This window comes from Roseiarcus sp., assembly GCF_049514155.1.
Lineage (GTDB): Bacteria > Pseudomonadota > Alphaproteobacteria > Rhizobiales > Beijerinckiaceae > Roseiarcus.
The window spans coordinates 1-12,275 of sequence record NZ_JBEKVH010000124.1 but is presented as its reverse complement, the minus strand read 5'-3'; the positions used below and the strand labels follow the sequence as shown (position 1 = coordinate 12,275).

The 12,275-nt window shown below is 68.0% G+C and carries 8 protein-coding genes; 3 read left to right on the top strand and 5 right to left on the bottom strand.

Annotated elements, in window-relative coordinates; translation table 11 throughout:
- Nucleotides 1–78 precede the first annotated feature (78 nt).
- Nucleotides 79–789 carry a hypothetical protein gene (locus ABSF49_RS15935; protein ID WP_424113638.1) on the top strand — a complete coding sequence of 237 codons (711 nt, stop codon included), beginning with the start codon at nucleotides 79–81 and terminating at the stop codon, nucleotides 787–789.
- 327 nt (nucleotides 790–1,116) lie between these two features.
- Here the strand turns inward: ABSF49_RS15935 and ureC are convergent, their stop codons facing one another.
- The 3 genes from ureC to ABSF49_RS15920 form a co-directional block, all read right to left on the bottom strand.
- Nucleotides 1,117–2,838 (bottom strand): urease subunit alpha, encoded by a 1,722-nt coding sequence (gene ureC, locus ABSF49_RS15930; RefSeq protein ID WP_424113637.1) that lies wholly within the window; start codon nucleotides 2,836–2,838, stop codon nucleotides 1,117–1,119.
- A gap of 197 nt (nucleotides 2,839–3,035) precedes the next feature.
- Entirely contained in the window at nucleotides 3,036–3,656 is a 621-nt protein-coding gene (locus ABSF49_RS15925; RefSeq protein ID WP_424113636.1) for an urease subunit gamma, read from the bottom strand.
- A 48-nt stretch (nucleotides 3,657–3,704) separates the two neighbouring features.
- Nucleotides 3,705–4,556 (bottom strand): urease accessory protein UreD, encoded by an 852-nt coding sequence (locus ABSF49_RS15920; protein ID WP_424113635.1) that lies wholly within the window; start codon nucleotides 4,554–4,556, stop codon nucleotides 3,705–3,707.
- Between the two features lie 190 nt (nucleotides 4,557–4,746).
- On the opposite strand from ABSF49_RS15920, the gene ABSF49_RS15915 reads away from it, so the two are divergent.
- On the top strand, nucleotides 4,747–5,970 hold the full coding sequence (locus tag ABSF49_RS15915) for a hypothetical protein (protein WP_424113634.1): 1,224 nt from the start codon (nucleotides 4,747–4,749) through the stop codon (nucleotides 5,968–5,970).
- A gap of 1 nt (nucleotide 5,971) precedes the next feature.
- On the opposite strand, the gene ABSF49_RS15910 is transcribed toward ABSF49_RS15915, so the two are convergent.
- Both ABSF49_RS15910 and ABSF49_RS15905 read right to left on the bottom strand, forming a co-directional pair.
- The gene (locus tag ABSF49_RS15910) at nucleotides 5,972–7,762 is read right to left on the bottom strand and encodes an ABC transporter ATP-binding protein (protein WP_424113633.1); all 1,791 of its coding nucleotides are present in this window, start codon (nucleotides 7,760–7,762) and stop codon (nucleotides 5,972–5,974) included.
- A gap of 123 nt (nucleotides 7,763–7,885) precedes the next feature.
- The gene (locus ABSF49_RS15905; RefSeq protein WP_424113632.1) at nucleotides 7,886–8,176 is read right to left on the bottom strand and encodes a hypothetical protein; all 291 of its coding nucleotides are present in this window, start codon (nucleotides 8,174–8,176) and stop codon (nucleotides 7,886–7,888) included.
- 254 nt (nucleotides 8,177–8,430) lie between these two features.
- Between ABSF49_RS15905 and putA the strand changes: the two genes are divergently transcribed.
- Entirely contained in the window at nucleotides 8,431–12,105 is a 3,675-nt protein-coding gene (gene putA / locus ABSF49_RS15900; RefSeq protein WP_424113631.1) for a bifunctional proline dehydrogenase/L-glutamate gamma-semialdehyde dehydrogenase PutA, read from the top strand.
- Nucleotides 12,106–12,275: the final 170 nt, after the last annotated feature.

Below are 12,275 nucleotides of genomic sequence, written 5' to 3'. Positions count from 1 at the left end.
GGAGTTCAACCCATTAGAGACCTTCATACTCGATTGGGCGGGCCAAAAGGCCAATGATCCGAAGTGGAGGATTCCGCTGTGATCGATGCGAAGAGCTTCGCCAGCTCATACAATGCGTTTTGGAGCGAAGCCGCGCCAACATGTGAGCATTTCGTTCGGCGACTCAATTTGGAGAGCGTGGAGCGTTTTGAGCCGCCGTTGCCTAGTTCTGGGGGCTCCAGGGCTGCGTTGATTGCAGAATTCGCATTCTCGTTGTTTGTTGAGCGAACCGTGGAAAACCGGACAGGAACGAAAAGATCGAATGCGGAAATTACGGAGGCCGCATGGGTTTGGACGGAAAAGCGCCTCGCACCGTACGCAAGTCAAGGTTTAGACATTACTCAGAAGTGCACAAAACATGAACTAGACGAAGTCTTGATAATTTCCGATCGACTTGTAAAGTTTTTTAGGGCTAGGCCGCGGCAACTGATACTAAAGCCAATATTCTCGGGATGCGGTTTCGTTGATAATTCGGAAGGCGATGTCATTGCCGGCGACACAATTTATGAAATTAAGACCGTCCAAAGAACGTTCCGGAGTACAGATATTAAACAGGCGGTTGTGTACGCTGCGCTTAACTATGGATCGAAGCAATATATTATAAATAACATTGGAATTGTAAATCCTAGAAATGGATTGTTCTGTCTAATAAATCTAGAGAGATTGTGCATTGAGATCGCTGGGGTGTCGGCTGAGAATTTTTTTGGGATTGTGACACAGGAGTTATCGAGTGGCGAGCTTTCGCGCTAAAGACAACTTTAACGTCTGCTGCAATTTAAGTCGTTAATTGCTATTTACTCCGCGATACGCAGCCATCCTTCATCACGCCAGTTAGTACTCGCCACATAGACGCTCATAATAACCTCCATTACTATTACGAGCCATTGCGAGGACTGATTGTAGACTGACCTTCCGAAGCGGGGTGCCCTGAGCGAGCGACGCTTACAACACATACCGCCATTGTACTTACGGTGCTGCCCCCAAGTGATCCCGATTGAGCCGCCTCTCGTCACCCGGTCACTTTTTGGCGCCTATCCCGCTGAAATCCCTCGTCCGCGTTCCAGACCTGCCTCCCCCTCAAAACAAGAAATACCTCTGCGCCATCGGCAGCTTGTCGGCCGGCTCGCAGACCAGCAGCACGCCGTCCGCCGTCACCGCGTAGGTCTCCGGGTCGACGGTGATCTTCGGGGTTGCGGAATTGTGGATCAGGCTCTTCTTGCCGATCTTACCGCGCGTGTTCTCGACCGCGACCAGGCGCTTGGCGACCTTGAGCTTGCGCGCCAGGCCCTTCTCGATCGCGGCGCCGGAGACGAAGGTCAGCGACGTTCCTGTCCGCGCGCGGCCGAACCCGCCAAACATCGGCCGATAGTGGATCGGCTGCGGCGTCGGGATCGAGGCGTTGGGGTCGCCCATCTGGGCGCAAGCGATCGCGCCGCCCTTAACGACGAGGTCGGGTTTCACGCCGAAGAACGCCGGGCTCCACAGCACCAGGTCGGCGAGCTTGCCCTTCTCGACCGAGCCGATGTGCTTCGACACGCCATGGGCGATGGCGGGGTTGATGGTGTATTTGGCGATGTAGCGCTTGGCGCGGAAATTGTCGTTGTCCGGCCCGTCGCCGTCGAGCGGCCCACGCTGGCGCTTCATCTTGTCCGCCGTCTGCCAGGTGCGGATGATCACCTCGCCGACCCGGCCCATCGCCTGGCTGTCGCTCGACATCATCGACAGCGCGCCGAGGTCGTGCAGGATGTCCTCGGCGGCGATGGTCTCTTTGCGAATGCGGCTCTCGGCGAAGGCGAGGTCCTCGGGGATGCCCTGGTCGAGGTGGTGGCAGACCATCAGCATGTCGAGGTGTTCGTCGAGCGTGTTGCGAGTGTAGGGCCGGGTCGGATTGGTCGACGACGGCAGCACGTTGGCGAGGCCTGCGACCTTGATGATGTCAGGCGCGTGGCCGCCGCCGGCGCCTTCGGTGTGGAAGGCGTGGATGGTGCGGCCCTTGAACGCCTTGATCGTGTCCTCGACGAAGCCGGATTCGTTGAGCGTGTCGGTGTGGATCATCACCTGCACGTCATAGTCGTCCGCCACGGAAAGGCAGCAGTCGATCGCCGCCGGCGTCGTGCCCCAGTCCTCGTGCAGCTTCAGCGCGCAGGCGCCCGCCTCGACCTGCTCGACCAGCGCCGCCGGCTTGCTGGCGTTGCCCTTGCCGGCGAAGCCGAGATTCATCGCGAAATCGTCGGCCGCCTCGATCATCCGCGCGAGGTGCCAAGGTCCCGGCGTGCAGGTGGTGGCGAGCGTGCCGGTCGCCGGGCCGGTGCCCCCGCCCAGCATCGAGGTCACGCCGCTCGCCAGCGCCTCTTCGATCTGCTGCGGCGCGATGAAATGGATGTGGGTGTCGAAGCCGCCGGCGGTGAGGATCTTGCCCTCGCCGGCGATCACCTCGGTGCCGGGGCCGATGACGATCGTCACGCCGGGCTGGATGTCGGGATTGCCGGCCTTGCCGATCGCATGGATGAGCCCGTCGCGGATGCCGACGTCGGCTTTGACGATCCCCCAATGATCGAGGATGACGGCGTTGGTGATGACGGTGTCGACCGCGCCGCGCGCGCGCGAAACCTGGCTCTGGCCCATGCCGTCGCGGATCACTTTGCCGCCGCCGAACTTCACCTCCTCGCCATAGATGGTGAAGTCTTTCTCGACTTCGATGAACAGTTCCGTGTCGGCGAGCCGCAACCGGTCGCCCGTGGTCGGCCCGAACATGTCGGCGTAGGCGGCGCGGGGAAGCGAAGTGGGGCGTTTGGCCATCGGGAATCTCTTGTGAAGGGAGATAAAGAAACGAGACGTGCGGAGCGTTGGCGCGGGTCTGGCGGAGCAGCCCTTCTCCCGCCTGCGGGAGAAGAGCCTGCCCCCGGGCGAAGACCCGGGGGTGGCGCGAAGCGCCGGATGAGGGGATGACGACTTGCCCTCACCCCAGCCCTCTCCCGCCTTGCGGGAGAGGGGGATCAAACCTTCCCCATCACCTCCTTGCGGAAGCCGATCGCCTGGCGTTTGCCGGCGAGCGCGACGAGGCGCACTTCGCGCTTCTGGCCGGGCTCGAATCGGATCGCGGTTCCCGCCGCGATGTCGAGGCGAAATCCTTTTGTGCGCGCGCGGTCGAACTTCAGCGCCGGATTGGTTTCGAAGAAATGGTAGTGCGAGCCGACCTGGATCGGCCGGTCGCCGGCGTTGGCGACTTCGAGCGTGATCGTGTCGCGGCCGACGTTCATGACGATCTCGCCCGGCGCCGCGAGCGTCTCGCCGGGGACGAGCGCGTCGTCGGCGCCGCGGATCGGCGCGTGCACGGTGACGAGCTTGGTGCCGTCAGGGAACGTCGCCTCGACCTGGATGTCGGTGATCATCGCCGCGACGCCGTCCATCACCTGCTCGGGCGAAAGAACATGCGCGCCCGCCTCCATCAGCTCGGCGACCGAGCGGCCGTCGCGCGCGCCTTCGACGACGAAATCGGTGATCAGGGCGACCGCCTCGGGATGGTTGAGCTTGACCCCGCGCTCGAGGCGGCGGCGGGCGACGATCGCCGCCATGGCGATCAGCAGCTTGTCTTTTTCACGCGGCGTCAGATTCATGCGTCCCCCCGGATGGCGTCGCCGGCGGAGCGTGCAAGTTTCTCGCCGTCACGCCCAGACGCGCGGCGCTTCCCGGCCGCGCAGCGCCAGCATGGCCGCGATCAGCGCTACGCGCAATCGACTCGGCGAAGGCGAGACGACGCGCGCGACCGCCATGCCGTCGAAGCCGCTCGCGCCGAAGTCGAGCGGTTCCCCCGGCTCGGCGGCGACCGACTCCAGCGCCGCCCGCAAATTGGGCGCCTGTGCCTCAGCGTCGGGCGCCACGCACAGGATCGTGGCGATCGCGCGGGCGCCGGCGCCGACCGCCGGGCGGTCGAGCGCCGCCGCCGCGTCGGCCAGGCGCAGCGCCTCGGCGAAGACCAGCCGGCCGGCGCGACGAATCCGCCAGCGGTCGCGGAGCTCGGCCGCGACGTCGGTTTCGCCCGAGGCGAGGCGGCCGAACACCGCCGCTTCGACGATCAGGAGCGACGCATCGGCCGCGAGTTCGGCGTCGAGCCGCCGCGTGAGCGAAGCCTTCTCGAACAGCAGCGTCTCTTGCGGCGCCCAGACCAGCGAACCGCCCGGTTCGACCAAGAGCCGCGTCTCGACCCGCGCCGGTTCGCCCTCGCAGCGGTAGATCTTCTCCGCCGACTGGGTGGTGACGAGGGCGCGGGCGTTGACGCCGACCGCGACCGCGATCTTGGCGCGGTCGCCGCCCGCCATGCCGCCGCCGGTGTTGACCAGCACCGCCTCGCATTCGGCGTCGGAGCGGGGAAAGCGCAGCCTCAGCCCCCCGGTCTCGAACGCGCGTTCGGGGGCGGAGCGGGCGCCGGCGCGGGCGAAGCGAACCCGCGCCTCGCCGCGCGCGCGCTGGCGCGAGGCGGAATCCGCGACGAGGCGGATGGGGGCGGCGTCGTTCATCGGGGCGGTCAAATCAGGGCCGGCCGCGACAAGGCCCGATCGGCGGGCGAGCGTCAAGGCGTCACGGCCCTGCAATCGTCAGATCATTGCCCGATTGCGCGCCAATTTTGACGCAACACTGTTGCTCCAATCGCACAGTTCGGGGCGCCCCAACGTCGTATAAAGAGGTGGGGCTGACGGGCTGACTGGAATGACTCAACTTTCGGACGCGCCGCGAAGCGACGCCGCAGCTGACGCGGCGCAACTGCTGTCGCGCATCGGCTATGCGGCGCTGGCGCTGGCGACCCCCAGCGCGGCGACGTTGTCGTCGCGCGCCATGTTCGTCCTCTTCCCGGTCGGCGTCGCGCTGCTGCTGGTCGCCGCTACCCTCGATCCCGTCGCCGGCGTCGGCGCACGGCTGCGCGCGCTCGTCGCCTCGCCCGTCGCCTGGGCGGCGGTGGCGCTGTTCGCCTGGGCGGCCCTGTCGCTTCTGTGGACCCCGTTCCCGATTCCCGGCGCCCAGCGCCTGCTCAAGATCGCAATGACCGCGCTCGCCGCGACGGCGGTGATCGTCACCGCGCGCGACCATTTGCGCGCCACCGATCTCTACCTGTTCCCGATCGGCGTGCTGATTCTGATGGTGACGATCTTCGCCCTGTGGTTCGCCGAGCAGCAGACGCTGGAGCCCGACGCCGGGCGCATCGACGCGGGCGGAATCGCCATGGCGATGCTGCTCTTCCCGGCGATGGGCGGACTGGCGGCGCGCGGCCGCAACGGCTACGCGCGGACGCTGATGCTGCTCGGCCTGGTCTACGCCTTCGCCATCGGCTCGGCCCCGATCACCGCGGCGCTGCTGGCCGGCATCGCGGTGCTGTCCTTCGCCGTCTCCGACCTCGAACGGACGATGCGCGACGTCGGCCGGGCGGCGGTGGCGCTGGTGCTGGCGGCGCCGTTGCTGCTCGCCCTGTCGCCGACGCTGGCGCATCTGATCTTCCACGCCAGGCTCGGCGCCCTCGGCGCGCCCTATCCGGCCATCGCCGCCGCCGCCAGCCTGGTCCTGCATGATTTGCCGCGGCTGGTGACCGGACACGGCGTCGACACGGTGGTGCGCGGCGTCGACGCCGGTCTGCTGCCGACGATGACGCCCCGCGTCGGGCTATTCGAGATTTGGTACGAACTCGGAATCCTCGGCGCCCTCGCCGCGGCGGCGAGCGTCTGGTTCGGCTTTCGCGCCATCGGCCGCGCCGCGCCGCGCCTCGCCCCTTATCTGGCGGCGACCTTCGCCGCCGACCTGACGCTCGCCTTCCTGTCGGAGGGCTTTGCGCAGATGACCTGGATCACGCTGCTGGCGATCGGCGGGATTGCGCTCGGCGCCGCGGCGCGCAGCCAATACCGCACCACGCGCCCTTCGGCGGCCGGCCTCGCGCGCTTCTGATTTATGTCGGGCTTTCGGACGTGAGCGCGCCGAGACCGAACTGGGCGGCGAAGAAGGCGCAATAGGCGCCGCCGCGGGCGACGAGTTCCTTGTGCGAACCCGATTCGATCGCCCGGCCTTTCTCGATGACGAAGATGCGGTCGGCGCCGACGATCGTCTGCAGACGGTGGGCGACGACCATCGTCGTGCGGCCGATCCTCAGCGCGTCGAGCGCCGTCTGAACCTCGCGCTCGCTCTCCGAATCGAGCGCCGCGGTCGGCTCGTCGAGCAGCAGGATCGGCGCGTTCTTCAGCATCGCCCGGGCGATGGCGATGCGCTGGCGCTGGCCGCCCGACAATTGCGTTCCCTGCTCGCCGACGCTGGAATCGTAGCCGTCGGCGAAGCTCATGATGAAATCGTGGGCGTTGGCGCGGCGCGCCGCCTCGACGATCTCCGCCTCGGTCGCGCCGATCCGCCCGAGCGCGATATTGTCGCGGATCGTGCCGCGGAACAGGAACACGTCCTGCGAGACGAAGGCGATCTTGGCGCGCAGCGAGGCGAGGTCGACGGCGGCGACGTCCTGGCCGTCGATCGTCGCTCGCCCGTCGCTCAGCGCGTAGAAGCGCTGGATGACGCCGAGGATCGTCGACTTGCCGCCGCCCGACGGGCCGACCAGGGCGGTCGTCTGGCTCGGCTCGGCGACGAGATCGACGCCGTCGAGCGCATACTCGCCGGAGCGGTAGGCGAAGCGGGCGCCTTCGAGCGTCAATCGCCCTGCCGTCACCTGCAGCGCCGGCGCGCCCGAATGCGGCGCATCGGCGAGCGGCGCGTCGAGCACTTCGTAGATCATCCGCGTCCCGACCATGCCGTTTTGCAGATTGACCCAGAACCCCGACAGGCGCTTGGCCGGCTCGTAGGCGAGCAGCAGCGCGCCGAGGAAGGAGACGAACGAGCCGACGTCGGCGTGCTGCACGCTGACCCGCCACGAGCCGTAGTAGACGGCGAAGCCGATGGCGAGGCCGGCAAGCGAGTCGGCGAGGAAGGCGGTCAGGCCGTTGCCGACGGCGATGCGGTTGGCCGAGCTTTCGACCGTGCGCACCGAGCGCGTCATCCGCTCGCGCATCTCGGACTCGAGGTTGAACGCCTTGATGATGCGCGCGCCGAGCACCGTCTCGCTCATCGTCTGCATGATCTGGGTCGAGCCCTGGAACGAGCGCTTGGCGAAGCGGCGCACCCTGTCGATGATCTTGCGGATGAAGAAGATGAGAATCGGCAGCGCGCAGACGGCGCCGACGGCGACGAGCGGGTCCTGGTAGATCATCACCGCCCCCAGACCGACGACGGTGAGGAGATCGCGGGCGCCGCTCTGGACGACGAGCTGCAGCGAGTCGCGCACGCCGTTGGCGGCGATCACCAGCCGGGCGACGAATTCACTCGAATGGCGGTCCTGGAAGAACATCAAGTTCTGATTGAGCAGGCGGTCGAACACGCGTCGCTGCGCGGTCGCGACGATGCGATTGCCGATGCGCGACAGGGTCAGCGTCGAGCCGAAGGTGGCGGCGCCGCGCAGCACGAACAGCGCCACCACTTCGAACGCCATCGTCCGCATCTCGCCGAATTTTTCGGCCGAGACCATGCCGTTGAGCACCGGCTTGAGCATCGCCGCGACGCCGGTGTTGGAGAGCGAGATCAGGGCGAGCAGCAGCGCGCTCAGCGCGTAGCCGCGCACGTGGTCGCGGCCGAAGTCGCTGAGCAGCCGTCCGAGCAGACGGAAAGCGCCGACGTTTTCGTCAGGGTGCGACCGGTCGAGCATGCCGCTTTGCTAGCCCTGCCAGAGCGAAAGGGAAAGGGAAAGGCGAATTCGCCCTTGCGCAGGCGCGCCCGCGCACGGCTGAATTCGCCGTGATCGCGACGGCGAGGATTTGCGGCCGGCGGATCAGCGCCGCGCCGCGCCGGGCGGGCGAATCGTTCGCGGCCGCTTGTATTCGACCACCACCGCGCGGTTGCGCCCAGTCACCAGCGTCGAACGGCCGCGCGAGAGATGGGCCTGTTTGGCCGCCAGCACCTTGACCTCTTCGACCGACGCGCCGATCAGCGACGCGGCGATCTCGATGCGTTGAGCGAGATCGTCGGTCATGCTCTCGGCGGCGATCAAAGCTTCCTCGATCGTCGGCGGATCCTTGCGAACGCGTCGCGCGCCCCATTTGGTGTGCCAGGTCGTACCCATTCCGCCCTCGCAGCTGTCCCGGGTCGGCGCCGCCCGACGCCATCCCAAATTCAGCAGCAGAAAACCATACCGCTGAACTAGCAGAGATGTTGCAGTGCAGCAACAAAAAGCGCGTCAATCCGCGCAATATCGTCTCGGCGTGGCCGATTCGCCACTGCGGCCGAATGTCCCGCGGCGGCGCTGCGACCTTTGAGCGGCCTATTGATTGCATGTAAGAAATCGCTGTTTTTACCATCTTCGCTGGAGATAGGCCGATGTCCGCTGACCGCCCCCTCGGGAAACACGGCGGCGGCGCCGGGCCGTTTTCCGCCTTCGCCGCCGAGCTGGTCCGCCACGACGGCCGTCGCGCCGCGATCGACGCGCTCTATCGCGCCCCCGAGACCGAAGTCGTGCCGGCGCTGATCGCCGCCGCCGAGCTGCCGCCGGCGATCGCCGAGCAAGCGCAGGCGATGGCGCGGAAGCTGGTGACGAACCTGCGCGAGAAGCCGACGCCCGGCCTGGTGCAGGGGTTGATGCGCGAATACGACCTCTCCAGCCAGGAAGGCGTCGCGCTGATGTGCATGGCGGAAGCGCTGCTGCGCATTCCCGACGCCGCCACCCGCGACGCGCTGATCGCCGACAAGATCGGCGGCAGCGAATGGCGCGCCCACGTCGGCCAGTCGCCGTCGCCGTTCGTCAACGCCGCCACCTGGGGCCTGCTGATCACCGGCCAGCTCGTCTCCGCGGTCGACGAGACCGGGCTCGCGGCGGCGCTGACCCGGCTGATCGCCCGCTCCGGCGCGCCAGTCATCCGCGCCAGCGTCGATACGGCGATGCGGATCATGGGCGAGCAGTTCGTCTGCGGCCAGACGATCGGCGCGGCGATCGCCCACGCGCGCCCGTTCGAAGCGCGCGGCTTCCGCTATTCCTACGACATGCTCGGCGAAGCGGCGACGACCGCCGAGGACGCCGAGCGCTATCTCGCGGCCTACGAAACGGCGCTGAAGGCGATCGGCGCGGCGTCGGCCGGGCGCGGCGTCTACGAGGGACCGGGCCTGTCGGTCAAGCTGTCGGCGCTGCACCCGCGCTATGCCCGCAGCCAGCGCCGCCGCGCGTTCGCGGAGCTTTATCCGCGGCTGAAGCGCCTCGCCGTCATGGCGCGCGAATTCGACGTCGGCCTCAACATCGACGCCGAGGAATCGGAGCGGCTCGACCTCTCGCTCGACCTGTTGGAGGCGCTATGCCGCGATTCCGTCATGGAAGGCTGGAACGGCGTCGGCTTCGTCGTCCAGGCTTACCAAAAGCGCGCCACGGCGGTGATCGACTGGATCGTCGAGCTCGCACGCGAAACCCGGCGGCGCGTCATGCTGCGGCTGGTCAAGGGCGCCTACTGGGACAGCGAGATCAAGCGCACGCAGGTCGAGGGGCTGGAAGGCTTCTCGGTGTTCACGCGCAAGATCCACACCGACATTTCGTACATCGCCTGCGCGCGGCGACTGCTTGACGCGCCGGACGCCGTTTTCCCGCAATTCGCCACCCACAACGCGCTGACGCTGGCCGCCATCCACGCCATGGCCGGCGCAAATTTCTATGCCGGGCAATACGAGTTCCAGTGCCTGCACGGCATGGGCGAGCCGCTCTACAACCAGATCGTCGGCGCGGGGCGCGACGCGCGGCCGTGCCGCGTCTACGCCCCAGTCGGCTCGCACGAGACGCTGCTCGCCTATCTGGTGCGCCGTCTGCTCGAGAACGGCGCCAACACCTCGTTCGTCAACCAGATCGCCGACGCGTCGGTGTCGATCGACCAATTGATCGCAGACCCGGTCGCAGCGGCCAAGGCGATCGCGCCAGTCGGCGCGCCGCACCCGAAGATCGCGCTGCCGCGCGACCTCTATGCGCCGGCGCGGCTGAATTCCGCCGGGCTCGACCTCAGCAACGAAGCGCGCCTCGCCGCGCTCGCGGGATGGCTCGCCAACAGCGTTCAGACCGAATGGCGCGCCGGCGGCGCAGCCGGCAAGCCGCGGCCGATCGTCAACCCGGCCGATTCCGCCGACGTCGTCGGCCACGTCGTCGACGCTGCGCGCGAGGACGTCGAGCGCGCCTTCGCCGTGGCGGCGAAGGGTGGGCCCACGTGGGCGGCGCGCGCGCCGGCCGAACGCGCGGCGATCCTCGCCGCCGCCGCGGCGCGCTACCAGAACAAGGCCGGCGAGCTCGCCGGGCTGATCTGCCGCGAAGCGGGCAAGACGCTGCCCAATGCGCTCGGCGACGTGCGCGAGGCGATCGACTTCCTGCGCTATTACGGGTCTTGCGTCGCCGGCGGCGATTTCGCCGTCGCGACCCACCCGCCGCTCGGAACGATCGTCTGCATCAGCCCGTGGAACTTCCCGATCGCGATCTTCACCGGTCAGATCGCCGCCGCGCTCGCCGCCGGCGACGCGGTCATCGCCAAGCCGGCCGAAGAGACGCCGCTCGTCGCCGCCGCGGCGGTGAAGCTGCTCCATGAAGCGGGCGTGCCCGAAGACGCGCTGATTCTCGTTCCCGGCGACGGCGCAGTCGGCGCGGCGCTGACGGCGCACGCCGGCGTCGGCGGCGTCGTGTTCACCGGCTCGACCGAAGTCGCCAAACTGATCGCCGTCGCGCTCGCCGGCCGCCTGCGCGCCGACGGCCAGCCGATCGCGCTGATCGCCGAGACCGGCGGCCAGAACGCGCTGATCGTCGATTCCTCGGCGCTGCCCGAACAGGTGATCGCCGACGCGCTCGCTTCGGCGTTCGATTCGGCCGGCCAGCGCTGTTCGGCCTTGCGCGTGCTGTGCCTGCAGGACGACGTCGCCGACCGCATGATCGGGATGGTCAAGGCGGCGATGGCCGAACTCGAAGTCGGTCCGCCCGACCGTCTCGCCGCCGACGTCGGGCCGGTGATCAGCGCCGAAGCGCGCGACAAGATCCTCGCCCATGTCGAGGCTATGCGCGCGCGCGGCTTCGCGGTCACCGCGGCGCCGCTCGGCGAAGCGTGCGGGCGCGGCTTCTTCGTCGCGCCGACGCTGATCGAGATCAACGCGGTCGCCGATCTCGGCCGCGAGGCATTCGGCCCGGCGCTGCACGTGCTGCGTTTCAAGCGCGAGGCGCTGCCGGCGCTGATCGACGCGCTCAACGCCACCGGCTACGCGCTGACCGGCGGCGTCCATTCGCGCATCGACACGACGATCGCGCTCGTCGCCGCGCGCCTTGCCGCCGGCAACATCTACGTCAACCGCAACATCATCGGCGCGACGGTCGGCGTGCAGCCGTTCGGCGGCCACGGCCTGTCGGGCACGGGACCGAAGGCGGGCGGGCCGCTCTATCTCAAGCGGCTTGTCGCGCGCGCCCCCGCCGCCTGGCCGCCGCTGCCGGCGGGCGTGCCGGACGCCGCCGCCAAGGCGTTCGCCGGCTTCCTCGCCCAGCGCGGCGAGGCGGAGCTCGCGGCTTTGTGCGAGCGAATCGTCGGTGAGAGCCGGCTCGGCGTCAGCATCGAGTTGCCCGGCCCGGTCGGCGAGAAGAACGTCTATGCGCTCGAGCCGCGCGGCGCTGTGCTGTGCGACGCGGCCGACGAAGCCTCGATGATCGTCCAGATCGCCTGCGCGCTGGCGACCGGCAACCGCGCGCTGCTTCGCGGCGCGTCGGCGGCGGGCCTCGCCGCCGCGGCGCCCGAGCCGTTGCGCCGACGCGTCGCGGTTTACGCGACCGCCGACCGCGCCGACGCGGCGCTGACCGACCGCGCGGGCGCGGCGCTCGTCGCCTTCGCCGGCGAGATTGCGCGCCGCGACGGACCGATCGCCGCCGTCTTCCGCGTGACCGCCGACGCGCTGCGGCGCGGCGAGCCGGCGCCGCTCGACTTCCTGATCAACGAGCGCTCCGTCTGCATCAACACGACGGCGGCGGGCGGCAACGCGAGTTTGATGACCATCGGATGAGGACCGGCGGTTTGCGCGCGACGCAGAACGCCCGCGTCATCCCCCGAGCACCGTCATGGCCGGGCTTGACCCACGGCTGTCCGGTTCGATTTTTCTGGGCAAAGCGCACGGCATTGATTCTAATCATTTCCAGAGTTTAGCGACTCGCTTGGACATGAAAGGGATCAGCG